Here is a 24962-nt window from a genome sequence, read left to right on the forward strand (position 1 = left end):
TTATGATTCTGTGCAGACCCTTGCCTGGCAGGCTCTGCAGCGGAGTTTTAAGGCGTGGTAATCCGCTAAATCCCACGTGGTGAAGGGTTTTTCAGGATATTGACCATATTTATTTTTGTGAAAATCGTTAAGGTGCATTTTTAGGGTGAATATTTTACTTAGTGGTTTAGTTTCTTACATTATGCAATGTGTTGGTTAAAAGTATTTATTTATCGGAAACTGTTTTGATGGATAACAGGGGGAATAGGCATGCACCAAATGTTTATTTATTTGATGCAGATCAACGGGAGTTATTCGGTATTCATTGATAAGAATTATGCATTATCGTGTATGATTTCTGTATGTGATAATTGCGGGGCGCGCTGAGAGTAAAAGGCGATACTTCGTTATATCGTTGTTTAGGATTTACGTCGTACTATGGGTTTCTGTTCTGCTATGTTTGGACTATCCCTTTGAGCCCTGATAGACGCTTTTTAACCCAAAAGAGACCTGCCATCAAATTGAAAAAGCCTGTTTTCAGTGTCAGGAGGATCGTGATGTTCGTCCTTTTCCTGCTCATCTGTATCGGTCTGTACTTGCTTGCCCTCAACAGCTATTGCGATCAGGGCGGCAACTTTGACCTTGGTGTTTGCTCTATCACCTCCTTTATTCCTTTCTGAGTAATGCCTGCCAGACGAATCTGCGAGCTTTGGGATTTGCAAACCGGTAAGAAAACCCTGTTTTTTTGTGAATGGCTTCCCTGACCTGCCGGGGATGGTAAGATGCTTGCTCTGAACATTCAGTGGTAGGGTAGTCAATGTTTGATTTCGCAGTGGGCCAAAGCAGCCTGGCTTCATTGGTGCTGTGTGCACTCTCAGTGCTGTTATTCCTTCTGGTCTGGTTTTTCGTGAGCCGCGCCAGCGTCAGGGCAAATGAGCAAATTGCTTTGTTGCGCGAGATAGCTGAGCTGCAACGCCAGCAAACCGAGTTGCTCAAGGTTCTGGCTGCACAGGCAAGAGGCAATGCGCCCTCCGTTGAGGCAGACGATGATTCTGCTCTCAGCCTGCGCGGATTTATTCCTGAACGATAATTCCGTTTTGTTAACCCGCCAATTGGCGGGTTTTTCATTTACGCCATTCATTCACAAAAGTGTCTTATTCTTCCGGTAGTCTCCACGCATGTGCCCTGCAGGATGGAAGAACAGATGATCAAATGGTCTGAAGAAAACGACAGTGAAGTAAACCACAACATTGCCTTATTGACCGGAGAGGAGCCTGAGAAGTGGTATCCCTATGGCGGCATGAAAGGCAAAGATTATTGCAACAACCCCTCCGATGCGTGGCCGATTATTTGCGCCAACAAAATCAGCATAAATTTTAAAGAGTTGCAGAGCGATCCCCTCTGGCTGGCAGAAATCAGCAGCCCGCACGGTCAGTGGCAGGCGCAGAGCAAACGGCCGCTTCGTGCAGCAATGGTATGTTTCCTGCTTAGTAAAACTTGCGCATAATTAAAAGCGCAGAGATACTCAGATTGTGACAAGGTTTTGCAGAGAAGTGATTCGAATAAGCATCGCATAAAGCGATGCGTATCAAGTGATTAATGTTTCCTCATTTTGACAGTTGTGTCTAAGGCGGAGTCCATTATGAAGCGCATCATTAAAGGTGATAAAAATCTTTCCCATCTGGTGGTTGCTCATGCAGCTATCGACAGTCATGAAAAAGCCTACGGCAAACGTCGTCAGGGCTGGCCTTCTACCTACCTCATTAAATACAAAGATGCGCGTGTTGCGGTCGAAGTCGTGACCCGCAGACAATCCTATGTGGCAACTCTCATGATCGGCGCCAGAAATCTGACCAAACTTTGTGGTATGCCTGCCTGATAAGCAGAGCGACGAGTCTCAAACTTAAAACCGTGCCGGATTCTCCGACACGGTTTTTCTTTATACCGCCTTCGCTGGCAGGCGAACCTGATGCAAGCTGCCGCGAGGGAAGGGGCGTTTTATCAGCCTGAGCATCAGGGAGATGAGATCCATCATCAGCAGCAATGTGCCCGTAATAGCCAGAATCATAAACCCGGCCAATGTCAGGATGATGAGCTTTAGCGCCGGTGGCAGAGTGAACCGGCGAAAGCGAGAGCGCAGCCATAGACGTCCATATTGTGTTTGGATCTGCATAATGTGCGTCAGCCGCGCAGTAAACGACTTGCGGTTTTTCGTTGTGTTCATTGTCATAAAGCGTCTCCTTTCAGAACATCTTTAGTACAACATAGAGTTATTAAGATTTTCTTAATGTCCGCTAAACGCTCATTTGCCACATTATTTTGCACTTTCTGTCTGTGGTGTGACCGGCAATTATGATAATTATTCAATATTGCAGGCCTGAACTGCTCTCCGGAACCGTCGTCATCTCACAGGAGCCTTATGCCAGGTAAAAATCCCTATTACGATCCTTCAAAAGCACATCATACGCCTGAGGGGTTCACCAATGCCGAACCGCAAAACCGGCAGGAAGGCGACCTAAAACGCTGGAGGAAAGAACGCAAAGCGCAGGGTTTGCCGGTTCCTCCTGAAAAAGGGTATGAACATTTTGCCAGCCAGTGGTGGCAGGCGGCTGATTTCAGTGGAACCGATGACCGGTTATGGTTTTTAGGCCACGCCTGCCTGTTGCTTAGGGTGTCGGGTCGCTACATTCTGACCGATCCGGCGCTTTCTGACCGTGCTTCGCCGCTGAGTTTTTACGGACCGAAAAGGAAAACGCCCGTCGCGGCCTCCGTCGATAAGCTGCCAAAAATAGACGTCGTGCTGTTTTCGCACAACCACTACGATCATCTGGATCGTATGACGGTTCGTCGTCTCCTGCGCCGCTTCCCCGATGTGCAATTTATGGTGCCGCTGGGAATGAAATCCTGGCTGACGCGGCGTGGCGCAAAGCATGTTGAGGAACTCGACTGGTGGGAAGAACGAACGTTCGGCGAAATCACGATTTCTGCAGTACCGGCGCGTCACTGGAGTATGCGCACGCTATGGGATCGCAACCGGTCTCTGTGGTGCGGCTGGGTGGTGGCTCATCCTTTATTAAAATTCTACTTCTCCGGGGACAGTGGTTACAGCGACCAGTTTGAAAAAATTGGGCAGCGTCTGGGGCCATTTGATTTGGCAGCGATTCCGGTTGGCGCGTATGCACCAAGATGGTTCATGAGTGCGCAGCACATGGACCCGCAGCAGGCTGTCGAAGTGTTTAAAGAATTGCGTTGTCACAAAGCGGTGCCCATTCACTGGGGCGTTTTTGAATTAGCGGATGAATCACTCGATGAGCCTTTACGCGAATTATCTCAGGCTGTGAGTCAGAGCGACTTGCCTGAAATGGAATTCAAACCTTTAAAAATAGGTGCAAGCATATCTAAAGGTTGAATTTCATTTTTCAGGGCGCGAACAGAGGGTGAAAGTAAATGGCACGCCATTAAATGAGAAGTATTATCAGTTAAAGTGAATAATCCCTCTTAACACTCACAAAGATGAGGGGTTATAAAGTTGTTAATTACAATCCCGCTGACGCTTAATTCTCCTGTCAGCAGCGTGCATTTGTTCAGAATAATGGCTCGTCAGAATATCGCAAATGCGCTGTTTTGAGCGTTAACTGCAATTTTTTCAGGTTATACAGTGGATTATAGGGCGCTATACCAGAGACCCGCGTGCAGGAATCAGTAACCCTTTTTGTCGTTTTCCTGATGAAAGATCTAAAGAGTTATGTGACTCATATCTTTAAGTGATAAATCTAAGATGAGATTTCGATCACGGAATTTAATATTTATTTTTTATATCGATATTTAATATTTGAATAAGGCTGGGGGCGGATGTTTATTAACTGTTATCTCGGTTTAACCAACTCGCAAACTTTAATTCATTATAATGTCAAAATCGGGAATGTCGAAAAAATGGCTTTATATAGGTACCGGTGTGGAATTGAATTCTCCCGGGCTGCTGTGTTTCGTTGTATTATCTCCCGGAGATAAAGGCGCACAGTTTAGGTGCATTTATTCCTTTATCCTCCTTTGTTTTGCACCATTTTATCCGTCTATGGCGTAATTGATTATTGCATAACCAGTCATACCGTTCGGATATGTTCTTGTCGGGGTGCCCGTTCTGTCTGACAAGTGTGCAACTCACCCGCCAGACAGGCTATCACCCAAGTGTTGCCTGCCGGGAGGTGCCCGACTGTCACGAAGAATCCCTGCTTCCTGAAGAAGTCTGGAATGCGCACCGCAATAAAAATTCAAATAAACATGTGTTTTACGCTTACGGTTCTGCATTAAATGATCAATAATCGAAACAGGTCGTTATTGTTTTGTTTGATATGCAGGTAAAACTGCAAAGCAGAAAAAAGCATGTCTATCAACATATTTCAGCATAACTGAACACGAAGTGCCTTTAACCGGCTCAAATATGTGCGACATGTCCATCACTGATTAAAAATGGCTTGCCATCGAATTCAGAGTATGTGATAACGCATCTGGGTAAAACGAGGTACAGTTCTGTATATGTGTGGCATTTTCAGTATAGAAGTTCTGAGTAAAGACGTTCACGTTGAATACCGCTTCTCTGCCGATTCTAATCTTAGTGCCTCAAGCAGTAACGACTCTAGTTTGTCTATGTAACGCCCTCGGGCGGTTTAAACAATCCAAAGGAAATACTCAAGATGGCAAAGATCAAAGGTCAAGTTAAGTGGTTCAACGAGTCTAAAGGTTTCGGTTTCATTACTCCTGCTGACGGCAGCAAAGACGTGTTCGTACACTTCTCTGCAATCCAGGGTAACGGCTTCAAAACTCTGGCTGAAGGCCAGAACGTAGAGTTCGAAATCCAAGACGGCCAGAAAGGCCCGTCAGCAGTTAACGTAACTGCAATCTAAGCAGCGCTTAGCTGTAAAAAAACCCGCCATGCGCGGGTTTTTTTGTGCCTGTATATCCGGTGTTTCTCAGGTTTATAAGATCATAATGCCCGATTGTTGGTTGCGGCCACTGATCCCCGGATGCGTCGGGTCTTTCGCGCGCTGATGACTGTTGCGTCGAAAACTGGTGTATTTGAACCCGTTTCCGCCAGGCGCTTCGGTACAGATTGTACAACTACCGGCATGATCAATGCCCGCAAAGCCGAGGGAATATAGTTTGGTACTGGCGATTGCCGCCAGATCGAGATGCCGGTGCCGGGGCGAAATCAGTGAAGCAGGCAAATCGAGGCGTTGCATAAAATCATCGACCAATTCCTGGCTGACTTCATAACAGCAGTTTCCTGCCGCCGGACCAATCGCCGCAAACCAGTCTGACGTATCGCCGTTCTCATTAATCCGCTCAGCCATTTTTTCAAGAATGCCGTCGATAAGCCCGCGCCAGCCGGCATGTATCGCCGCGACTTGCTTACCATCCTTGCGGCAAAAAATAACCGGTAAACAGTCAGCCGTGAAAACCGCCAGCAGAATTCCGGGCGTTGACGTGATAAAACCATCGGCCTCGCCGCAGTCTTGTCCGGGCTGTACGACATCGACAATATGTGTGCCGTGAACCTGTTTCTTTTCAGGGCGGGTAGATTCATAAGCTTGCAGGTGTACGGGGAGCAGATTTTCTTTGTCGCCGAATCCATACAGGATCCCGGGGATAGGGCTGAGTAAAGCTGAGTTGTCACTCATCTCGTTTCTCGGTTAGAAAAATGTTATCGACTCAGTGTAGCCGTCTTTGAACCGGATTTTCCAGCAGTTGCAACAACAGTACGCCTTCTTTAGACTTAGCCTTGTTGCGAATTTTCGCCCTTTTCAGACTTTCCTTGCAGGTTTTCCGCATGACTTATCAATGTCCACTTTGTTTCCAGCCGCTTGAGCTGACAGGCCAGCAATGGCGGTGTGCCGCGAATCATCAGTTTGATAACGCCAGAGAAGGCTACGTTAATCTGATGCCGGTGCAGCATAAACGCTCGAAACAGCCCGGGGACAGCACTGAAATGATGGTTTCGCGCCGTGCATTTCTCGACGCCGGGCATTACCAGCCATTACGTGACCGGCTGGCGGATATTTTGGATAACGCACTGCCGGAAACCGCGGAAACGCTACTTGATATCGGCTGCGGAGAAGGGTATTACACAACCGCGCTGGCGGAACGCCTGTCTCAGCATCGCAAGATGAATGTCTTCGGGCTGGACGTGGCGAAAGTGGCGATCCGCTACGCGGCAAAACGCTATCACAATGCGTCATTTTGCGTCGCCTCCAGCCATCGTTTGCCGTTCGCCGACAACTCTCTGGACGCGGTGGTACGCATCTATGCGCCATGCAAAGCGCAGGAGCTTTACCGTGCTATTAAGCCCGGCGGCGTGGTGCTGACCGTCGCACCTGGTCCGCGTCATTTATATCAGCTGAAGGGCATGATTTATCAGGATGTTCAGCTCCATGCTGAACTGGATGAACAGCTTGAAGGTTTTGAGCGCGTCAGTACAGAAACGCTGGCTTACAATATGCGCCTGTCAGGCGCTGAAGCGTTTGATTTGCTGCAAATGACGCCGTTTGCATGGCGGGCGACGGAAGAGGTGATGGCGAATTTAAAATCTCAGCCTGCGTTCGAATGTGAGACTGATTTTGTGATCAGACTGCACCAGCGCCAGTCTGACTAACAGAGCCGGTTTTTGCTAAATCAGCCTAAGTAACCGAGATGTTCTAGCAGGATACTCAGGCCAATACCGATCAACACCACGCCTCCCAGCATTTCGGCCCATTTACCCAGCAACGGGCCGATAAACCGCCCCAGCATCATTCCCAGCGTAGACATGATCATCGTCGCCATACCGATAAAGATCGCGGTATGGATGATGTTCACTTCCAGAAACGCAAGACCGACCCCGATGGCTAACGCGTCCAGACTGGTGCCTACGGCCGTGGCTGCGAGGATCCAGAAACTGTGGCGGCTGGCCAAAGTGGTCTCTTCTTCAGGTTTTTTTTCCAGGCCCTGAATAATCATTCGTGAGCCGAGAATGAACAGCAGAATAAAGGCGACCCAGTGGTCCCATTCCATGATGTATCGGGTGGCAAATAAGCCCAGACACCAGCCAATAAGCGGGGTGATGGCTTCAATGACACCGAAAATGAGACCGGTACGCAAGGCTTCGCGAAAGCGCGGGCGATGAAGGGTTGCCCCTTTACCGATGGATGCGGCAAAAGCGTCCATAGACATGCCGAAAGCAAGAATCAGTGTGGCGGATAAGTTCACGAGAAGAGTCCCGGCCGGGTATTCCATATACACGTAACCCACCCCCAACCTCCCGGCAGCGCTACGTGTCTATGGTCTCGCCAACCTTACGGATGCCCGCACCACGTTTCAGAATATAAAACGAGTATGTTGATACGGGCGTTTTTGAATACACATTATTAAAACTGATTCAAAAACCGGCTACTCCCCAAATGACGGCGCAACCTTATCATAATATTTTTATTCGGGACAACAACAAATAAAATAAGGGTTTCAAATGGAGCCGAGAATTATTCCCACAAAGAATAAATAATTATCAATCTGACTGAAATAACAACGGCGTTGATGTGGAATTAAACAACATTGTTATTAATAAGGTTAAGCAATGTTATCGTCAATATGCATCAGGCTATAACTAATATACGAGTGTCAAAGATCAACTTACTGATTATTAACCATTAAATTATAAATTCTTTCAAGATCGTCCAGTTCATTGACGCGAATGAGTAACTTTTTCTGCTCTAACTCAAATACCAGTACCCCATCTTCGGAAAGATTCATGCTTCTGATCCTGTCGTAGGTGATGAATGTATTGGCGAAATAAAACCCCTGCGGTTTGAACAGCATTTTTGGCCAGCGAATAAACGACAAATAGAAGGCAATCAGGCCTAAACCAATTAATAGATAATTTGTTATCACCGTGCCGTTTGAATGGATATTGTTGTACAGAAGGATCGCCAGCAGGCCAATGAAAATGATGGAATCCAGTCTGTTGCGGCGTCGCAGGTTCACCCGCAGCTGTGTTTTGCCATTCCGGGTACCCATGATGAATTCGTCGTAGATGGCGTAGGCAAGCAACAGAAAGGTAAACAGGGCGAGGACAATATCGGTGACAGACATGAAAAACTCCAGCAAACAGCCATCAGGCAAAACAAGATAGAAACACAGCAACCGGCAAGCGACAGCGATAAAAAAACCGGGGGGTTGCTCCCCCGGTTTTCAAGGTTATCAGAGACCTAACAGCCCAATCCAGTAACCGAAGATTCCGATGGCGAAGAAGCCAACGATAATCCACAAGGCATTCACTTTCTTACGCAGCAGCCACATACAGCCGAAGGTCAGCAGTAATGGCACCAGACCTGGCATCAGCTGGTCCAGAATCGTCTGTACCGTAGTAACCGTGGTATGGCCCGTCTGGTCGGTGATTTTGGAGACCACCAGCGGAATGTTTACGTGCGTCCACTTGTTAACCAGGGCCCCCATGACAAAGAGGCCGAGAATTGACGCCCCCTCAGTCAGTTTTTGCAGGAAGCCGCCGCCCATATCGTTAACGATATCGACACCTTTTTTGTAGCCATAAGACACGCCGTAGTAACGGGTCAGCAGACGTACAAGGTTAAACAGAACGAAGAACAGCAGTGGCCCCAGCAGGCTGCCGGTCATCGCGATACCTGCGCCAAGTGCCGCAAATACAGGACGAACAGTACCCCAGAAAATCGGGTCACCCACACCGGCCAGCGGCCCCATCAGACCGACTTTCAGGCCGTTGATGGCCGCGTCGTCGATAGGTGCGCCGTTAGCACGCTGTTCTTCCATCGCCAGCGTTACACCCAGAACAGGCGCTGCAACGTAAGGATGGGTGTTGAAGAATTCCAGGTGGCGTTTGATAGCCGCTTTGCGATCGTCGTTATTTTCAGGATAGAGACGACGAATTGCAGGCACCATACAGAAGCAGAAGCCCAGAGCCTGCATACGTTCGAAGTTCCATGACCCCTGGAAAAGGTTGGAGCGCATAAACACACCGCGAATATCGCTGGCCGTGAGTTTTTTAACTGCAGTTTGATCAACCATGTCCTTCACCCTTAATCCAATTCGTTGTCGAGATCGTTAACACCCGGTGCAGCCGCTGCTTGCGCAGACTTGTTGTATTTCGGGCTCAACTGGATGTAAAGAACCGCCATCACCACACCAATCACACCCAGTGCAACCAGGTTGAAGTTGGTGAATGCAGCAGTTACGAAACCAAGGTAGAAGAACGGCATCAGGTAGCCAGCGCGCATCATGTTGATGACCATGGCGTAACCGACAACGACGATCATACCGCCGGCGATGTTCAGGCCGTTGGTGACCACTTCAGGGATAGACGCCAGCAAATCATGAACGATGGCAGTGCCCACAGAAACCGCAACGATGACGGCAGGGATTGCGATACGCATTGCCTGCAGAACCAGCGCTGAAACGTGGATCCAGCTGATCGCGTTCAGGTTACCTTTTTCAGCGGCCTTATCGGCAGCATGCTGGAAGGCAACGGTGATGGTACGAACGATGATAGTTAATACCTGGCCGGCCGCAGCCAACGGGATTGCCAGTGCGATACCTGCACCAACAGACTGTCCGCCTGCGATAACCAGAATGGTGGAAATAATGGAAGCCAGAGCGGCATCGGGTGCAACAGCAGCACCGATGTTCATCCAACCCAGAGCGATCATTTCCAGAGTACCCCCGATGATGATCCCGGTTTTAACATCACCCAGAACAAAACCGATTAAGGTACAAGCAACTAACGGACGGTGAAACTGGAATTCATCCAGGATCGAACCCATCCCCGCAATACATGCAACAATAAATATCAGCACAATTTGTAGTGTGGTGATCTCCATTGCACTTCTCCTATGACCAAAGGACGCTGAGTATAAACAGGCGCATCAGGCAGATAACGTTGAGGGAATCTGCACAAATTCGATGTGCTTATTAATTCATCTTATTAATGAGATCCATCATCTTGAGGCGCGAGTCAGTAGAGACTTTACGCACTTCAAGCTCGATACCTTTTTCATTCAATTTCTTGAATGCTTCGATATCTTTTTCGTCGACGGACACGGCGTTATTCACCTGCGTTTTGCCCTGACGGAAAGCCATACCACCGATGTTTACGGTCGTGATTTTCACGCCAGCCTCAACCAGACGCAACACGTCAGTTGGGTTGGTGAACAACAGCATGACGCGGTCGTTGGCATATTTCGGGTTGTCCCAGACGCGAATGGCTTTCGCGACGTCGACAACGTGTGCGGTAACACCAGGAGGAGCAACCTGAGTCAGTAGCGTTTTACGCACGGTATCGGCAGCGACTTCATCGCTGACAACAATAATGCGGGTTACGTTGGTTTCTTTGGTCCAGCGGGTCGCTACCTGGCCATGAATCAAACGGTCATCGATACGGGCAAGGCCGATTTTCATATGGTCGTTCGGACCGGCAGGTTTCGCCGGGGCTGCTGCTTTTGGCACAGGCGCGGCAGCAGGGGCTTGAGGCGCAGCTTCCGGCGCTTTCAGTGCTTTCACACCGATTCGGCCAGTTTCTACTGCGATGGCAACCAACTCTGCGAAAGAGGGGTTATCATCACGTGCCATGAAAGTCTCTGCCAGCATCGGGATGTTAACACCGGTGACAACTTCGTAATTTTCTTTATCGACAACAATGCGGCTGGCGGCGTTGAACGGGCTGCCGCCCCATGTATCGACCAGGAAAAGAACGCCGCTGCTGGTGTCTAAACCACCCAACTTTGCCGTGTACTTTTCGATCAGGGTTTCGGCGTTTTCGCCGGGAACGAAATCAATGAAGGCGACATTATCCTGTTCACCTAAAATCATTTCCGCTGTTTTCAGCAACTGCTCAGCTGCTGACCCGTGCGTGCCGATGATAATAGCAATACTCACTCGCTACCTCCTCTGTTAACTCTGGGAAAGAGTTATGCACATAAGTAATGGTGCTGATGATGTCCGCCCGTTTTTATTCCTGAGGCGAACAGGGCACTCCCTGCGTAACTAATCTTTCCTTAATTTCTGATAAGACTGCTAAACAGTAAAACAGCAGAACCTCAACAGGTTGTGCGACGTGATTTATTTTAGTGTGCGAAAAAATAATTTTTGTGACGACTGTCCGTTATTCAACGACGTAATGTGAATACGCTTTCACGTGGGCAATAAAACAGCATAGTTGTTACAGGATGATGCTGAAGGTAAAAAATCATACTTTCTTCATATAATCATTCCTGATAGAGTAATTTTCCCAATAATTGAACAGGAGTACCGGGCCTCAGCCCTCCCTATGGACTGTCACCGACGTCACTATTCTTCGCTTTTTCACCTCATGATCACCGGCAAATCCGCCCCAATGGGCCTGATTTTTGCCGCACTGAAACCGCTTTCATCTGTTAATTTTGCAGTAAAAAAAGTTTGCCGGGCCCCTGAAAGCTCAGCGAATTGCGTTTCTTTGCGTCTTTTTTCTTTAACTCATTGCGGAGTCTGACATGGAATTTCTGATGGACCCTTCAATATGGGTCGGTTTATTGACGCTTGTTGTCCTGGAAATTGTTCTGGGTATCGACAACCTTGTTTTTATCGCCATCCTTGCCGATAAACTGCCGCCTAAACAGCGAGATAAAGCCCGAATCATCGGCCTGTCGCTGGCGCTGATTATGCGTTTAGGCCTGCTGTCGTTGATCTCGTGGATGGTCAAACTGACCACGCCGCTGTTTAGCATCGCACAGTTCAGTTTCTCGGGGCGTGACCTGATCCTGCTGGTCGGTGGCCTGTTCCTGCTGTTTAAAGCCACAACCGAGCTGCATGAAAGGCTGGAAGGGCACGATGAACAGGGAGCGCCAAACCGCGGCTACGCCAGTTTCTGGTCAGTAGTGGCGCAGATTGTTGTACTTGATGCGGTATTCTCGCTCGATGCGGTGATTACGGCAGTCGGCATGGTGAACAACCTGGCTGTCATGATGACGGCGGTGGTAATCGCCATGGGTGTGATGTTGCTGGCGTCTAAATCGCTGACGCGTTTCGTGAATAACCATCCGACGGTTGTCGTCCTGTGTCTGAGCTTCCTGCTGATGATCGGCCTGAGCCTGATTGCAGAAGGATTTGGCTTCCATATTCCGAAAGGCTATCTGTACGCTGCGATTGGTTTCTCGATTCTGATTGAGTTGTTCAACCAGATTGCGCGCCGCAACTTCCTGAAAAGCCAGTCGAACCGTCCTATGCGTGAACGTACCGCCGAGGCGATTCAGCGTCTGATGGGCGGGAAACGTCAGAGTCAGAATGAAGATGAACCGGCGGGCGATGTGTTACCGGCGGGTGAGACGTTTGCTGAAGAAGAACGGCATATGATCACCGGCGTACTGACGCTGGCCTCGCGTACGCTGCGCAGTGTAATGACGCCGCGAACTGAAATTTCCTGGGTCGATTGTGAAAAGTCACCCACCGAAATTCGCAGCCAGCTGCTCGACACGCCGCACAGTTTATTCCCTATCTGCCGCCATTCTCTGGATGATGTCATCGGGGTCGTTCGTGCGAAGGACCTGCTGGTTGCGCTGGAAAACGGTGAAAACATCGTGGCGTTTGCAGAAAAAACGCCGCCGATTGTGGTGCCTGAAACCATGGACGTCATCAATCTGCTTGCCGTTCTGCGTAAAGCGAAAGGCCGCCTGGTCGTGGTGAGTAATGAATTTGGTGTGATTCAGGGACTGGTGACGCCGCTCGACGTGCTCGAAGCCATTGCTGGCGAGTTCCCGGACGAAGATGAAACGCCGGACGTTATTGCTGACGGTGAATCATGGATAGCCAAAGGCGGGACGGATTTGCATTTGCTACAGCAAATTCTCGACGTGAACACGCTGGTCAGCACTGACGATGATTTCGCTTCGCTGGCGGGGTTACTGCTGTCGAAGTCCGGGCAGATGCCGGTGGCGGGTGAGGTGATTGAAATGGCTTCGCTGCGCTTTGAAATTCTGGACGTGTCGGAATACCGCATCGAGCGCGTTCGCATTACACGGTTGAAGTCAGAGAATGACTGGGAACAGGAACAGTAACCGGTTCTGCTTCAGTGAAAACGGCGACTCCGGTCGCCGTTTTTTATGGTTTGAATTCAGTGGCAGGCTATCAGGCCGGTTTGGTTTCGTTCGGCGGCGTGATGATTTGAGTCGATTTTTTATAGCGCTCAAGCCAGACAGGGAACACTTCAATCGGCATTGGCCGGGCAAAATAGTAACCCTGCAAAGAATCAACCTTGCGCTGCCGCAGGTATTCCACCTGTTCACGCGTTTCCACCCCTTCGGCAATCAGCTTCAGATTCAGGCGTTGCGCCAGCGTAATGATGGTGTCGGTGACCGTCGCGTTAATCGCGTCCGTACCAATCGACGCTGTGAAGGCCTGATCAATTTTGAGTACGTCAGGGTTCAGTGTCTTGAGATAACTCAGCGAACTGTGACCGGTGCCGAAATCGTCAATGGCCAGCAGGATCCCCATTTCTTTCAGCTGTGAAATTTCTGCCGCGCGTAATTCCTGCAAACGTGTTCGTTCGGTCAGTTCCAGCATCAGGGATACCGAAGGCTGCGCCGGAAGCCAGATTTTGCGGATGTCATCCACAATTTCCATGTTATTAAAATGCTGCGCTGCGACATTAATACTGACGTAAAAACCCGGTGTGGCAGGGAACACTTCCAGGTTATTCGCAACCGTCTGAATCAGATATCGCGTGAGCGAAATGATCAACCCGTGCTGTTCAGCAAGCGGAATAAAGACATCGGGCGACACCCATTCCTGACGGCGATTTTTCCAGCGCATCAGGGTTTCTACGCCGATACAGCGGCCATCGGTACTGTTAATGATGGGCTGGCAGTAGACCTTAAATTCGCGGTGCGAAATCCCGTGACTGATCGGATAAGCCAGACTGATCCGGCTGCCGGAAAGCAGATAAACCGCGGTGGCGGTCAGCAGGCTGATTAATACAGAAAGGGGCAGATGAGATAACAGTTCACTCCAGGCTAAATCGCTGGCTTCTTCGCCATAGAGCGATACGGAAAAATCGTATTTATCAGAACTGACGCTCAGCAAAGCGGGCTGCGGGAGGTGGCTGCTTTCCACAATCTCGTCACTGCCGTATTCGAGATTTTGTCTTCCGACATTTAATACGATGTGGCTGGCGTAGGGGGGTTGCGGCTCAAGCAGAAAGTTCGAGAGGACACCGATGTTATAAACAAACAGCTCGCCGTTGAGATTATCCGGCGTGGTCGGTTGCCAGAGAACCAGCGTGGGCGCATCCACCTTGCTCCATTTTGACGCACGCAGATCTAGCTGAGTTTTACCCTGAGCCAGATTAGGCAGTGTTTTGTTGAAATTAAGATCTAAAGCCCCGATCAGGCTCGAACAGATGATGGTGCCATTACTGACCAGGCTGATGGATCGCAGCGTTTGCATACGGGCGACAGTTTGTTGCATGACCGGTTGCAGCGCGTTGCAGCTTAGCGTCTGGTCGATAGGAATCGCTCTTCCTGCGGGTGACGCAGGTTCAAGTAATTTCTCCAATTTTTCAACGGTGTGGATAGCCACGCGTTGTTGATCTTCTGCGATGACCTGAGCTTGTTCGTAAATGCGAATGCCAAGAGTCAGAAGCAATGTACATATCCCCATTGCGCAGGCAAGCGCAATGCGATAGTAACGATACTTCGCAAGACCGGTCTGGGAGAACAGCATCGTTCTAATCCTTTTATCCCGTGTTAAATGCAGGCTCAAAATTATTATTATTAAAGGTTTACCGATGCGTAACAGCCGTGTTGTTATTATTGATAGTAGCTGTAAATCGCCGGACGCTCTCCCTGAGTTATGGAAAACTCCCTATTTTTCCCGGCAAAAATCAAAGAAAATCCGTATCGGTGACGTTGTCACGTATGTTTTTCTGTACATTTTTGCATGTATCTTCAGTGTATAAAGAGGTTCTCTGAACGGGAAAATCAGGCGGAAATCAGCATGCCGTACCTGCAGGGTATAATGCAAGTGTCACTACCATTATGTATTGATAATACAACAGGTTGTTGTTAGCGAAGGTTTTATTGCTACCGGCTCCCACCGGAGTGGTATTTCCTGCGGCAAGCGGGCCAAAAATGATGCAACCCGCCAGCCGCCTGGAGACGAAAAATCCTGCAAATGATTAGTCGCACTGAACCTTAATGGCTAAACCGCCGCGGGACGTTTCGCGGTACTTCGAGTTCATATCTTTGCCCGTTTCGTACATGGTCTCGATCACTTTATCCAGCGAAACGCGTGGCTCACTGGTCCGGCGCAAGGCCATGCGTGCGGCGTTGATGGCTTTTACGGAAGCAATCGCGTTACGTTCGATGCACGGAACCTGAACCTGCCCGGCAACCGGGTCGCAGGTTAAGCCCAGATTGTGTTCCATGCCAATTTCCGCTGCCACGCACACCTGCTCCGGGCTGCCGCCCAGCAGTTCTGTCAGGCCCGCCGCGGCCATAGAACAGGCCACCCCGACTTCGCCCTGACAGCCGACTTCCGCACCCGAAATCGACGCATTCATCTTGTAAAGAATGCCAATCGCGCCGGAGGTCAGGAAATAACGCAGGTAAATATCCGGGCTGACTGACTGAATAAACTGGTCATAATACGCCAGCACCGCCGGAACAATCCCGCAGGCGCCGTTCGTCGGCGCCGTCACCACACGCCCGCCGGCCGCATTTTCTTCGTTCACGGCCAGGGCAAACATGTTCACCCAGTCGATCACGTTCATCGGGTCATTAGACAGTTTATCGTTGGACACCAGCATTCTGCGCAAGGCAGACGCTCGACGCGGAACGCGAAGCGGGCCAGGCAGAACGCCTTCCGTATTCAGACCACGGTCGATACAGGCCTGCATGGTGTGCCAGATTTTCTCGAAATACTGTTCGATGTCCTGTTTGCTGTGCTGGGCGAGCTCATTTTTCATCATCAAACCTGACAACGAAAGGCCGGTTTCCTTGCATTTGGCCAGCATTTCACTCGCGGAATTGAAGCTGTAAGGGACCGTCACTTCATCAAGTACCGGCTGACCGAAATGCTCGTCATCGACAATAAAACCCCCACCGACGGAGTAGTAGGTTTTGCTGTAAATCATTTTGTCGCCCGCAAAGGCATGAATTTGCATCGCATTTTCATGGCGCGGTAAATTCTCACCGCGAAACACCATGCCGGTGTCACGGGGGAAATCGACTTCATGCTGAGTTTCACCCAGCGGCAGGCGCTGACGCTGCTCAACGTCGCGAATAAAATGGGGAATGCCGTCGATGTCGACGGTATCTGGCTGGTTACCCGCCAGACCTAAAATAATGGCGATATCTGTGTGGTGGCCCTTGCCTGTGAGAGACAGGGAACCAAAAACGTCCACGGCGACACGCGTAACGGCAGGCATCATGCCCTTTTCGAGCAGGTCATCAGCGAACTGTTTCCCGGCTTTCATCGGGCCCAAAGTATGGGAACTGGAAGGGCCAATCCCGACCTTGAACATGTCGAAAACGCTAATCACGTCGAATACTCCTGTAATGAATTACGGCAGGGAACGGGATCCCTGACAGCCACAACTCAACTTGTGGCTCAATCTATAGTTTAAAAGGCCTGAGGGGCAAAAGTTTCATTTTTCGCATGAAATAAACTTATTTGATGCAAAAGTGTGATCGGAATGTAATCAGCGGGCTCAAGCTTCAACCTGCCGGGCGAGCTGGCGGATGATCGCCGCCGTGAGTCCCCAGACAAATTGCTGCTGATACCAGGATAAATACACCCGGTGATGGATGCCTCTGCGATGAATATCCAGAGTGTGATAGCGGGCAAGATCAAACGCTTCCTGCAAGGGCATTTCAAACAGCTCGGCGACTTCATCCTCAGCCGGATGGAACGTCACATCGACCGGCAACAGCCCGACAACCGGCGTCACCTGAAAACCGCTGCTGCTGTCCTGCGGTGAAAGCGTGCCTAAAACGTGTACCTGTTCCGGCTCAATGGCGACTTCTTCCTGAGCTTCCCGCAATGCGGTGGCAATAATTGAGGTATCCGTTGCATCGGCCGCACCGCCGGGAAAGGCGACCTGACCGGGGTGTTTGCGCAGCTGATCGGAACGGCGCGTCAGTAAGATTGTCGGCTCTTTCCGGCAGATAATCGGAATTAAGACGGCGGCGTGACGGGTTCCGCGCAATGCGGGGGCAGGCATACGCGGTTGCTGCAACTGAAAGCGCAGGATGAAATCTTCCACCGCGGGGGAAAAAGTCTGCACGGGTGCGTGTTGTTCCAGCAAAGTCACGGCTGAACGTCTCCTAACTGAGGCAGTATGCGGGCAATTTTATCGAACGTTTCCTGATATTCTGCCTGTTCCTGGCTGTCGGCCACAATCCCGCCGCCTGCCCAGCAGTAAATTTTCCCTTTCGCCGTCAGCAGCGTGCGGATGGTGATATTACTGTCCATCGTGCCGCAGCAACTGATGTATGCAATGCTGCCGCAGTAACCGTTGCGTCGCTGTGGCTCAAGCTCTTCGATGATTTCCATTGCGCGGACTTTAGGTGCACCGGTAATTGAGCCGCCAGGAAAACAGGCGCGCAGCAACGCACTGGCGTGGCACGCTTCCGGCAGTTCTGCGGTGATGGTACTTACAAGATGATGAACCGCAGGGAAAGGCTCGACTTTGAATAATTCGGGAACGCGCACGCTGCCCGGCGTGGCAACGCGGCCAATGTCATTTCGCAATAAATCGACGATCATCAGATTTTCCGCACGATCTTTTTCCGATGCCGCCAGACGCTCAGCCTGACGCACATCTTCTGCGGGATCCTCGCTGCGCGGCAACGTCCCTTTAATCGGGCGCGTCTGGATCTGATGGTCTTTCAGCCAGATGAAGCGTTCAGGCGACAGACTGATCACCGTATTTTCAGGTAAACGCAGAAACGCCGAGAAGGGGGCTCGATTTGCACTATTCAGCTGCAAAAATGCCTGCCACTCGTCGCCGGAATAGTGTGTCGAAAATCGCTGCGCGAGGTTAATCTGATAGCAATCACCACTGTGAATGTATTCCTGAATCTGGCGGAATTTTTCACCGTATGCCCCGCGGCTCATGTTGGACTGCCACGGCGCTTTCAGCCGGAAAGGTTGCGCGGCGGTGGCCTTCTGTTGAGCCAGCCAGTGCAGGCGGACGGAAACGTCATGGTGGCAAATCAGCGTCACACGTTGCAGATGGTGATCGGCGATCAGTGCCCAGTCATAAATACCCACCGCCATATCCGGCAGGGCGATGTCCTGTTCTGCCGTGTCGGGCAGTGCCTCAATACGCCGTCCTAAATCATAGCCAAACAACCCGAGCGCGCCGCCCAGAAACGGAAAATCAGGCGAGCTTTCCGCCTGCAAACCGGATGCCGATAGGTATTCCTCCAGCAGGGCAAACGGATCTTCTTTGCGCAACGTCACTTCACCGTTTTGCTCAACCTGCGTGATCTCATCGCGCGTCGTCAGTGTGATCAGCGGATCCGCCACCAGAATATCAAAGCGGTTATGCTGATGCTGCGCAGAGCCGGAATGCAAAAGCATGGCCCACGGCAAAGCTGAGAGCGCAGAAAATTGTTCGGACAGCGCATCGGGATGATAAGGCAAAGTATGAAAATTTACGGAACGGGTGGGTTGCATGGCAGGTAAGAGCTTCCGGGCGCAATTAAAACGTATTATAGCGCCGATCCTAACATAGATTCGGCTGCCTGAAAGCAGCACAGGCGATTTGCAGCAATAAGGCGTATACTGTGCAACCCCGCAGCCTGCGGGCCGATTTAACGTACAACAGGAATCTCCCATGCTGACAGGTATGCCTTCATTATCACATTCCGAACAAGAACAGGCCGCCGATCGTATCCGCCAGTTAATGGAAACCGGAATGAGCAGCGGCGAAGCCATTGCAACCGTTGCGGAAGAAATCCGTGAAACGCACAAAGGCGATCGCGTGACCGTTATCTTTGATGACGAAGACGAGTAAATTTCCGCCCTGATAAGCACATATCAGGCATAAAAAACCGGACCCTTTGCGGAGTCCGGTTTTTTTTCATCTTTATTCAGGCTTCAGCCTTGAACGGTAACCGCCGCTGCGGCTTGTTTCGCCTGCTCAACCGCGTCTTCAACGTTCTCGGCAATCGCCAGCGCCACGCCCAGACGGCGTTTGCCGCTGATTTCCGGTTTACCGAACAGACGGATCTGATTGAAACCCGTCAGCGCGTTTTCCAGCCCGCTGAAAGAAACGTTGTTGCTGGTCAGTTCCGGCAGGATAACCGCGGAAGCCGACGGGCCGAACTGGCGGATTTTCCCGACCGGCAGACCTAAGAATGCGCGAACGTGCAGGGCGAACTCGGACAGATCCTGAGAAATCAGTGTGACCATTCCGGTATCGTGCGGACGCGGTGACACTTCGCTGAAAATCACTTCATCGCCACAGACAAACAGCTCAACGCCAAACAGCCCTTTGCCGCCCAGCGCCTTCACCACTTTTTCTGCGATATCTTTCGCGCGCTGCAATGCCAGTTCGGTCATTTGCTGTGGCTGCCAGGATTCACGGTAATCGCCATCTTCCTGACGGTGCCCGATTGGCGCGCAGAAATGAATGCCGTCAATGGCGCTGATAGTCAGCAGCGTAATTTCAAAATCAAACTTCACCAGACCTTCAACAATGACGCGTCCGCCACCGGCACGGCCACCTTGCTGGGCATAATCCCAGGCTGTCTGTAACTGCTCAGCGCTGCGGATCAGGCTCTGGCCTTTACCGGATGAACTCATCACCGGTTTGATGATGCACGGGTAACCGATTGCGTCTACGGCCTGACGGAAAGACGCTTCGTCGTCAGCAAACTGATACGTCGATGTCGGAAGCTTGAGGGTTTCCGCGGCCAGACGACGGATGCCTTCACGGTTCATGGTCAGACGCGTCGCTTCGGCGCACGGCACCACGTTATGGCCCTGTTTTTCCAGCTCGACCAGCATGCTGGTGGCAATAGCTTCAATTTCCGGCACGATAAAATCAGGGCGTTCGTTTTCAATAACGGCTTTCAGGGCATCGCCATCGAGCATGTTAATAACATGGCTGCGGTGAGCGACCTGCATGGCGGGTGCATCCGCGTAGCGATCGATAGCGATCACTTCCAGACCCAGGCGCTGACATTCGATCGCCACTTCCTTACCCAGCTCGCCAGAGCCTAACAACATGACGCGGGTGGCGCCGGTGCGCAGTGCAGTACCAATGGTTAACATAGCTTCGTACCCAGATCTTTGATGAAGGAAAGTAAGAATTTCGGGCCGCAGTATATCTGAAATTATCGGGGACGAAAACGATTGCGCAGTGTGTTTGAAAAATTCCCTGCGTACGTCAGAAGGGGATTTACAGGATTTTTTAAGCCGGTTTTCTGCTGTTTAAGGCAGTCTGCGGGCGTCTCTGTTATCATTTAGCAAACCATGGCGCCAGATCTTCTGCCGCTGCCCCGATTTTTGCCTCACATAAAGAGTTATCGCCTTGAGCACGCATTCCTTTTCTGTCCTGACATTGCCCGCTGAGCAACTTTCCAACCTGAATGAACTGGGTTACACCGAAATGACCCCGATTCAGGAAGCCTCTTTGCCCGCTATCCTGCAAGGTCAGGACGTCCGCGCCAAAGCCAAAACCGGCAGTGGTAAAACAGCCGCTTTCGGCATTGGTTTGCTGAACAGCATCACCGTTTCACAGTTTGTGGCGCAGGCGCTGGTGCTTTGTCCGACGCGCGAACTGGCCGATCAGGTCAGTAAAGAATTACGTCGTCTGGCGCGTTTTACCCAGAACATCAAAATCCTGACCCTTTGCGGTGGCCAGTCAATCGGCCCTCAGAACGAATCGCTGGTCCGTCAGCCACACATCGTGGTCGGCACGCCGGGCCGTATTCAGGAACACCTGCGCAAAGGCACGCTGAAGCTGGATGATCTGAAAGTGCTGGTACTCGATGAAGCCGACCGCATGCTGGACATGGGTTTTAGTGAAGATATCGAAGATGTGGTCAGCTATACGCCGCAAACACGCCAGACGCTGCTGTTCTCCGCGACGTATCCGGACGGCATTGAACGCATCAGCTCCAAATTCCAGCGCGAACCGCTGAAAGTGGAAATTGAAGGCGAAGATGATGTGGCAGACATCAAGCAGGTGTTTATCGAAGCGGATAAACATCAGCGTTTATCCCTGCTGGCGGCGGTATTGTACCAGCATCAGCCGACATCGTGCGTGGTGTTCTGTAATACCAAGCGTGACTGCCAGGAAGTGTGTGACGCGCTGGCGGCCAAAGGGATCAGTGCGCTGGCGCTGAACGGCGACCTCGAGCAGCGTGACCGTGACCGTGTACTGGTGCGTTTCTCCAATGGCAGCTGCCGTGTGCTGGTCGCAACCGACGTTGCGGCGCGCGGGCTGGACATCAAACAGTTAGGTCTGGTCATCAACTATGAACTGTCTTTCGACCCGGAAGTTCACGTTCACCGTGTAGGCCGTACAGGGCGTGCGGGAACCAGCGGTCTGGCGGTCAGTCTGGTGACTCCGCAGGAAATGCCACGTGTGACGGCGCTGGAAGATTACACCCGTCAGCGGTTCACCTGGCAACCTGCCGCGCAGGCGCTGGCGGCAACGCCGGTGGCGCTGGATGCTGAAATGGCCACGCTGTGTATCGACGGTGGTCGTAAAGCCAAAATCCGTCCCGGCGATATTCTCGGCGCGCTGACCGGCGATGCCGGGCTGACCGCGGCAGAAGTCGGTAAAATTGATATGTTCCCGATCCACGCTTACGTTGCTATCCGTCAGAAGAGTGCGAAGAAAGCCCTGCAACGCCTGCTGGAAGGGAAAATTAAAGGCAAAAACTGCAAAGCGATTATTTTACGCTAAAACAGTTATGTCGCGTTTTACATTGTTCGTCTGATTGTTAATGTTGTGTTATTGGCTTGTTGATGATTATATTGTCTGACACAAGTGATGACCTTTCGGTGTGTGTGGTTATTGTTCCGGCAAGGTCAGCGTAATAAAAGACAAAGACTGGGAAGACGAACGATGAAAAAGATAATCTTGAGCGCGGTAATGGCAGTCGCAGGAATGAGCGGTCTGGTCCAGACTGCTCAGGCCGATGAGCCTGAAGTGAGAACGGCGACGGTCACACCTTGCGCGAATGCGACGAAAGATGAACTCGCGGCGCTGGTGAAACGCGATTTTCTGCAAAACCGCATTCCGCGCTGGGATGCTGATAAAAAAGCGCTCGGCACCTCAACGCCGGTTGCATGGGTTGATGCCGGCAGCATCACCGGTGATAACAAGAAATGGGATATCCCGCTGAAAGTCCGCGGTGATCATGCCGACAAGACGTACGACGTCACGCTTAACTGCCAGCTCGGTGAAATCAGTTACAGCACGCCGGTCTGAGTTTTTCCCCTGCGCCCGTAACCCCTGACGGGCGCACATTCCCGCTAATTCCCGCACATTCCGTCTCTTGGTTTCCCCGTCTAAACCTGTCACTCTTGTCACACCATAAAGAGGACAAAGAGATCCGAGATGATGACACCTCCAAAGGCTGAAAAACGCCCGCAAACACTGAGCGTACACGGGGATGACCGTGTCGATAATTACTATTGGCTGCGTGACGATGACCGCGCCGATCCTCAGGTTCTGGCGTATCTGACGGCAGAAAACGAATACACCGATCTGGCGATGCAGCCCCATCAGGCGCTGCGTGAAATGCTTTACGGGGAAATGGTCGCGCGCATTGCGCAGCAGGATCACTCCGTTCCTTACGTCAAACACGGCTACCGTTATCAGACCCGCTACGAGCCGGGCAACGAATACGCAATTTATCTGCGTCAGCCCGCCGCCGAACATGAACAATGGCAGACGCTGATCGACGGAAATGAGCGTGCCAGCGATGGCGAGTTTTATACGCTGGGCGGCTTAGACATTAGCCCGGACAATAAACTCATGGCCGTGGCCGAAGATTTCCTGTCCCGCCGCCAGTACGACATTCGCATTAAAAATCTGGATGATGAAACCTGGACTGACGATCTGCTGAAAAACACTTCCGGCAGCAGCGAATGGGCAAACGATTCTCAGACGCTGTATTACGTTCGTAAGCATAAGAAAACGTTGCTGCCGTATCAGGTTTACCGCCACGTCGTCGGCACAGATCCGAAAACGGACAAACTGGTTTACGAAGAAAAAGACGACACGTTTTACGTCGGGCTGGATAAAACCACCTCAGAAAAATACATCCTGATCCACCTCGACAGCACCACGACGTCCGAGATCCTGCTGCTGGATGCCGATGATCCGCAGGCGACGCCGAAAGTGTTCCTGTCGCGCCGTAAAGATCATGAATACGCGCTCGATCATTATCTGGGCCACTTCTATATCCGTTCGAACAAAGACGGTAAAAACTTTGGTCTCTATAAAAGTGTAAACGCCACCGAGGCGCAGTGGCAGACGCTGATTGCACCGCGCATTGAAGTCATGCTCGAAGGTTTTAGTTTGTTCCGCGACTGGCTGGTGGTAGAAGAACGCCATCAGGGGCTGACGCAGCTACGCCAGATCCACTGGACCAGCGGTGAGGAAAAATCACTGGCATTTGATGACCCTACGTATACCACCTGGTTGGCGTACAACCCGGAACCGGATACGTCGTTGCTGCGTTACGGCTACTCGTCGATGACCATGCCAAGTTCGCTCTTTGAGCTGGATCTCGACACGCATGACCGTACGTTGCTCAAACAGCAGGAAGTGAAAGATTTTGATGCGACGAATTACCGCAGCGAACGCGTCTGGGTCACAGCGCGCGACGGCGTGAAAGTCCCGGTTTCACTGGTTTACCGCCGTGAATTGTTCAAGCCAAACACAAATCCGTTACTGGTTTACGGCTACGGCTCCTACGGCAGCAGCATGGATCCGGCTTTCAGCGGCAGCCGCCTGAGCCTTCTCGACAGAGGCTTTGTTTTCGCACTGGCCCATATCCGTGGCGGCGCAGAACTGGGCCAGCAATGGTATGACGATGGCAAACTGTTTAACAAACTCAACACGTTCCACGATTTCATCGATGTAACAAAAGAACTGGTGGCTGAAGGTTACGGCGATGCAGGGCAGGTTTACGCGATGGGCGGCAGCGCCGGTGGTTTGCTGATGGGCGCGGTAATTAATCAGGCTCCAGATTTATTCCACGGCATCGTTGCACAGGTTCCTTTTGTTGACGTTGTCACCACCATGCTCGATGAGTCTATTCCGCTGACGACTGGCGAGTATGACGAGTGGGGTAATCCTAACGACAAAGCGTATTACGACTATATGTTGCAATACAGCCCGTATGATCAGGTGCGTGCGCAGGCTTATCCGCACATGCTGGTGACTACCGGTTTGCATGATTCACAGGTGCAATACTGGGAACCGGCGAAGTGGGTTGCGAAACTGCGTGATGTCAAAACTGACGACAATCAGCTGCTGATGCACACGGATATGGATTCCGGCCACGGTGGTAAATCTGGGCGCTTCAAGGCTTACGAAGATATCGCGCTTGAATATGCCTTTGTTCTGTCGCTGGCAGCGAAAAAATAACAGGTTCCCCCGAAATAATTCAAGTCGCAGGAAGGCGGCAAGTGAGCGAATCCCGATGAGCTGACATGGGTCAGTGATTCGGGTGAGTGAGCGCAGCTAACGCATCTGCGGCTTGAAGTATGACGGGGGAATAAAAAAACCCGCGTTCAGCGGGTTTATTCTACGAAGGAACTTTATCAGGCAGCTGCTTTCTTGGCTTTTTTCTCAGCCTTCTTCTCAGCAGGGGTCTTCAGTGGCTTTTTCTTCGCATTTTTTTTGCTATCCATTCCTTTACTCATAATCGCCTCTCTTTAAAGCTGGTGGATTGGGTTGCTCAGCTATTTACTGCCTA

The 24962-nt window shown here is 51.1% G+C and carries 25 protein-coding genes and 1 riboswitch; of the genes, 13 read left to right on the plus strand and 12 right to left on the minus strand.

Going from position 1 to position 24962, the window contains the following annotated elements; translation table 11 throughout:
- Positions 1-530: 530 nt before the first annotated feature.
- The 4 genes from mgrB (at position 531) to J1782_RS05075 (ending at position 1858) form a co-directional block, all read left to right on the plus strand.
- Positions 531-659 (plus strand): PhoP/PhoQ regulator MgrB, encoded by a 129-nt coding sequence (gene mgrB / locus J1782_RS05060; protein WP_370530260.1) that lies wholly within the window; start codon positions 531-533, stop codon positions 657-659.
- A 137-nt stretch (positions 660-796) separates the two neighbouring features.
- Positions 797-1069, plus strand: a complete 273-nt coding sequence (locus J1782_RS05065) for a YebO family protein (protein WP_152325642.1) — start codon at positions 797-799, stop codon at positions 1067-1069.
- A gap of 114 nt (positions 1070-1183) precedes the next feature.
- The gene (locus J1782_RS05070; RefSeq protein WP_112291072.1) at positions 1184-1486 is read left to right on the plus strand and encodes a phage protein NinX family protein; all 303 of its coding nucleotides are present in this window, start codon (positions 1184-1186) and stop codon (positions 1484-1486) included.
- Between the two features lie 135 nt (positions 1487-1621).
- On the plus strand, positions 1622-1858 hold the full coding sequence (locus tag J1782_RS05075; RefSeq protein ID WP_104922655.1) for a DUF4060 family protein: 237 nt from the start codon (positions 1622-1624) through the stop codon (positions 1856-1858).
- 60 nt (positions 1859-1918) lie between these two features.
- Here the strand turns inward: J1782_RS05075 and J1782_RS05080 are convergent, their stop codons facing one another.
- Complete coding sequence (locus J1782_RS05080; RefSeq protein ID WP_152325643.1) at positions 1919-2209, minus strand: hypothetical protein; 291 nt, start codon at positions 2207-2209, stop codon at positions 1919-1921.
- Between the two features lie 189 nt (positions 2210-2398).
- Between J1782_RS05080 and J1782_RS05085 the strand changes: the two genes are divergently transcribed.
- The 3 genes from J1782_RS05085 to cspE all read left to right on the plus strand — a co-directional run bounded on the left by J1782_RS05085 (position 2399) and on the right by cspE (position 4883).
- Complete coding sequence (locus tag J1782_RS05085; protein WP_217152572.1) at positions 2399-3388, plus strand: MBL fold metallo-hydrolase; 990 nt, start codon at positions 2399-2401, stop codon at positions 3386-3388.
- A 1127-nt stretch (positions 3389-4515) separates the two neighbouring features.
- A complete protein-coding gene (locus J1782_RS05090; RefSeq protein WP_071823629.1) occupies positions 4516-4632 on the plus strand; it encodes a DUF2627 domain-containing protein in 117 nt (38 codons plus the stop codon).
- A gap of 41 nt (positions 4633-4673) precedes the next feature.
- The gene (gene cspE, locus J1782_RS05095; protein ID WP_002221949.1) at positions 4674-4883 is read left to right on the plus strand and encodes a transcription antiterminator/RNA stability regulator CspE; all 210 of its coding nucleotides are present in this window, start codon (positions 4674-4676) and stop codon (positions 4881-4883) included.
- A 72-nt stretch (positions 4884-4955) separates the two neighbouring features.
- On the opposite strand, the gene pgeF is transcribed toward cspE, so the two are convergent.
- Positions 4956-5657 carry a peptidoglycan editing factor PgeF gene (pgeF, locus tag J1782_RS05100; RefSeq protein ID WP_217152573.1) on the minus strand — a complete coding sequence of 234 codons (702 nt, stop codon included), beginning with the start codon at positions 5655-5657 and terminating at the stop codon, positions 4956-4958.
- A gap of 149 nt (positions 5658-5806) precedes the next feature.
- Here pgeF and rlmA point away from each other — a divergent pair, with 149 nt between their 5' ends.
- Complete coding sequence (gene rlmA, locus J1782_RS05105) at positions 5807-6628, plus strand: 23S rRNA (guanine(745)-N(1))-methyltransferase (protein ID WP_217152574.1); 822 nt, start codon at positions 5807-5809, stop codon at positions 6626-6628.
- A 20-nt stretch (positions 6629-6648) separates the two neighbouring features.
- Here rlmA and mntP read toward each other — a convergent pair whose 3' ends face one another.
- From mntP to manX, 5 genes are all read right to left on the minus strand, one after another.
- Positions 6649-7221, minus strand: coding sequence for a manganese efflux pump MntP (mntP, locus tag J1782_RS05110; protein WP_217152594.1), 573 nt, complete (start codon positions 7219-7221; stop codon positions 6649-6651).
- Between the two features lie 7 nt (positions 7222-7228).
- A riboswitch (yybP-ykoY riboswitch) is annotated at positions 7229-7423 on the minus strand.
- A gap of 218 nt (positions 7424-7641) precedes the next feature.
- Complete coding sequence (locus J1782_RS05115; RefSeq protein WP_217152575.1) at positions 7642-8100, minus strand: DUF986 family protein; 459 nt, start codon at positions 8098-8100, stop codon at positions 7642-7644.
- 108 nt (positions 8101-8208) lie between these two features.
- Entirely contained in the window at positions 8209-9051 is an 843-nt protein-coding gene (locus J1782_RS05120) for a PTS mannose transporter subunit IID (protein ID WP_120506051.1), read from the minus strand.
- An 11-nt stretch (positions 9052-9062) separates the two neighbouring features.
- Positions 9063-9860 carry a PTS mannose/fructose/sorbose transporter subunit IIC gene (locus tag J1782_RS05125; protein WP_101077145.1) on the minus strand — a complete coding sequence of 266 codons (798 nt, stop codon included), beginning with the start codon at positions 9858-9860 and terminating at the stop codon, positions 9063-9065.
- A gap of 91 nt (positions 9861-9951) precedes the next feature.
- Positions 9952-10914, minus strand: coding sequence for a PTS mannose transporter subunit IIAB (gene manX / locus J1782_RS05130; RefSeq protein WP_152325649.1), 963 nt, complete (start codon positions 10912-10914; stop codon positions 9952-9954).
- A gap of 593 nt (positions 10915-11507) precedes the next feature.
- On the opposite strand from manX, the gene J1782_RS05135 reads away from it, so the two are divergent.
- A complete protein-coding gene (locus J1782_RS05135; protein ID WP_217152576.1) occupies positions 11508-13067 on the plus strand; it encodes a TerC family protein in 1560 nt (519 codons plus the stop codon).
- Between the two features lie 70 nt (positions 13068-13137).
- On the opposite strand, the gene J1782_RS05140 is transcribed toward J1782_RS05135, so the two are convergent.
- From J1782_RS05140 to pabB, 4 genes are all read right to left on the minus strand, one after another.
- Positions 13138-14730 carry an EAL domain-containing protein gene (locus tag J1782_RS05140; protein ID WP_152325651.1) on the minus strand — a complete coding sequence of 531 codons (1593 nt, stop codon included), beginning with the start codon at positions 14728-14730 and terminating at the stop codon, positions 13138-13140.
- 454 nt (positions 14731-15184) lie between these two features.
- A complete protein-coding gene (locus J1782_RS05145) occupies positions 15185-16549 on the minus strand; it encodes an L-serine ammonia-lyase (RefSeq protein WP_152325652.1) in 1365 nt (454 codons plus the stop codon).
- Between the two features lie 168 nt (positions 16550-16717).
- Positions 16718-17320, minus strand: coding sequence for a CoA pyrophosphatase (locus J1782_RS05150; protein WP_208951454.1), 603 nt, complete (start codon positions 17318-17320; stop codon positions 16718-16720).
- Positions 17317-18690: an aminodeoxychorismate synthase component 1 gene (pabB, locus tag J1782_RS05155; protein WP_217152577.1), complete on the minus strand. Its 1374-nt coding sequence runs from the start codon at positions 18688-18690 to the stop codon at positions 17317-17319. The genes J1782_RS05150 and pabB overlap by 4 nt, the downstream gene beginning before the upstream one ends.
- A gap of 160 nt (positions 18691-18850) precedes the next feature.
- On the opposite strand from pabB, the gene J1782_RS05160 reads away from it, so the two are divergent.
- Positions 18851-19030 carry a YoaH family protein gene (locus tag J1782_RS05160; RefSeq protein WP_101077138.1) on the plus strand — a complete coding sequence of 60 codons (180 nt, stop codon included), beginning with the start codon at positions 18851-18853 and terminating at the stop codon, positions 19028-19030.
- 83 nt (positions 19031-19113) lie between these two features.
- On the opposite strand, the gene purT is transcribed toward J1782_RS05160, so the two are convergent.
- Positions 19114-20292, minus strand: coding sequence for a formate-dependent phosphoribosylglycinamide formyltransferase (gene purT / locus J1782_RS05165; RefSeq protein WP_217152578.1), 1179 nt, complete (start codon positions 20290-20292; stop codon positions 19114-19116).
- Positions 20293-20551: 259 nt separating this feature from the next.
- Between purT and dbpA the strand changes: the two genes are divergently transcribed.
- The 3 genes from dbpA (at position 20552) to J1782_RS05180 (ending at position 24631) form a co-directional block, all read left to right on the plus strand.
- Complete coding sequence (dbpA, locus tag J1782_RS05170) at positions 20552-21934, plus strand: ATP-dependent RNA helicase DbpA (protein WP_152325656.1); 1383 nt, start codon at positions 20552-20554, stop codon at positions 21932-21934.
- Positions 21935-22096: 162 nt separating this feature from the next.
- Complete coding sequence (gene yebF, locus J1782_RS05175; protein WP_152325657.1) at positions 22097-22462, plus strand: protein YebF; 366 nt, start codon at positions 22097-22099, stop codon at positions 22460-22462.
- A 129-nt stretch (positions 22463-22591) separates the two neighbouring features.
- Positions 22592-24631 carry a S9 family peptidase gene (locus J1782_RS05180; protein WP_217152579.1) on the plus strand — a complete coding sequence of 680 codons (2040 nt, stop codon included), beginning with the start codon at positions 22592-22594 and terminating at the stop codon, positions 24629-24631.
- Positions 24632-24962: the final 331 nt, after the last annotated feature.

This window comes from Rahnella sp. BCC 1045, assembly GCF_019049615.1.
Lineage (GTDB): Bacteria > Pseudomonadota > Gammaproteobacteria > Enterobacterales > Enterobacteriaceae > Rahnella > Rahnella contaminans.

Excerpts from the sequence above, each read along its gene's own strand:
- J1782_RS05065 (WP_152325642.1), top strand. The coding sequence starts at position 797 with ATGTTTGATTTCGCAGTGGGCCAAAGCAGCCTGGCTTCATTGGTGCTG.
- J1782_RS05070 (WP_112291072.1), top strand. The coding sequence starts at position 1,184 with ATGATCAAATGGTCTGAAGAAAACGACAGTGAAGTAAACCACAACATT.
- J1782_RS05075 (WP_104922655.1), top strand. The coding sequence starts at position 1,622 with ATGAAGCGCATCATTAAAGGTGATAAAAATCTTTCCCATCTGGTGGTT.
- J1782_RS05080 (WP_152325643.1), bottom strand. The coding sequence starts at position 2,209 with ATGACAATGAACACAACGAAAAACCGCAAGTCGTTTACTGCGCGGCTG.
- J1782_RS05085 (WP_217152572.1), top strand. The coding sequence starts at position 2,399 with ATGCCAGGTAAAAATCCCTATTACGATCCTTCAAAAGCACATCATACG.
- J1782_RS05090 (WP_071823629.1), top strand. The coding sequence starts at position 4,516 with ATGTGTGGCATTTTCAGTATAGAAGTTCTGAGTAAAGACGTTCACGTT.
- cspE (WP_002221949.1), top strand. The coding sequence starts at position 4,674 with ATGGCAAAGATCAAAGGTCAAGTTAAGTGGTTCAACGAGTCTAAAGGT.
- pgeF (WP_217152573.1), bottom strand. The coding sequence starts at position 5,657 with ATGAGTGACAACTCAGCTTTACTCAGCCCTATCCCCGGGATCCTGTAT.
- rlmA (WP_217152574.1), top strand. The coding sequence starts at position 5,807 with ATGACTTATCAATGTCCACTTTGTTTCCAGCCGCTTGAGCTGACAGGC.
- J1782_RS05115 (WP_217152575.1), bottom strand. The coding sequence starts at position 8,100 with ATGTCTGTCACCGATATTGTCCTCGCCCTGTTTACCTTTCTGTTGCTT.
- J1782_RS05120 (WP_120506051.1), bottom strand. The coding sequence starts at position 9,051 with ATGGTTGATCAAACTGCAGTTAAAAAACTCACGGCCAGCGATATTCGC.
- J1782_RS05125 (WP_101077145.1), bottom strand. The coding sequence starts at position 9,860 with ATGGAGATCACCACACTACAAATTGTGCTGATATTTATTGTTGCATGT.
- J1782_RS05135 (WP_217152576.1), top strand. The coding sequence starts at position 11,508 with ATGGAATTTCTGATGGACCCTTCAATATGGGTCGGTTTATTGACGCTT.
- J1782_RS05140 (WP_152325651.1), bottom strand. The coding sequence starts at position 14,730 with ATGCTGTTCTCCCAGACCGGTCTTGCGAAGTATCGTTACTATCGCATT.
- pabB (WP_217152577.1), bottom strand. The coding sequence starts at position 18,690 with ATGCAACCCACCCGTTCCGTAAATTTTCATACTTTGCCTTATCATCCC.
- J1782_RS05160 (WP_101077138.1), top strand. The coding sequence starts at position 18,851 with ATGCTGACAGGTATGCCTTCATTATCACATTCCGAACAAGAACAGGCC.
- purT (WP_217152578.1), bottom strand. The coding sequence starts at position 20,292 with ATGTTAACCATTGGTACTGCACTGCGCACCGGCGCCACCCGCGTCATG.
- yebF (WP_152325657.1), top strand. The coding sequence starts at position 22,097 with ATGAAAAAGATAATCTTGAGCGCGGTAATGGCAGTCGCAGGAATGAGC.
- J1782_RS05180 (WP_217152579.1), top strand. The coding sequence starts at position 22,592 with ATGATGACACCTCCAAAGGCTGAAAAACGCCCGCAAACACTGAGCGTA.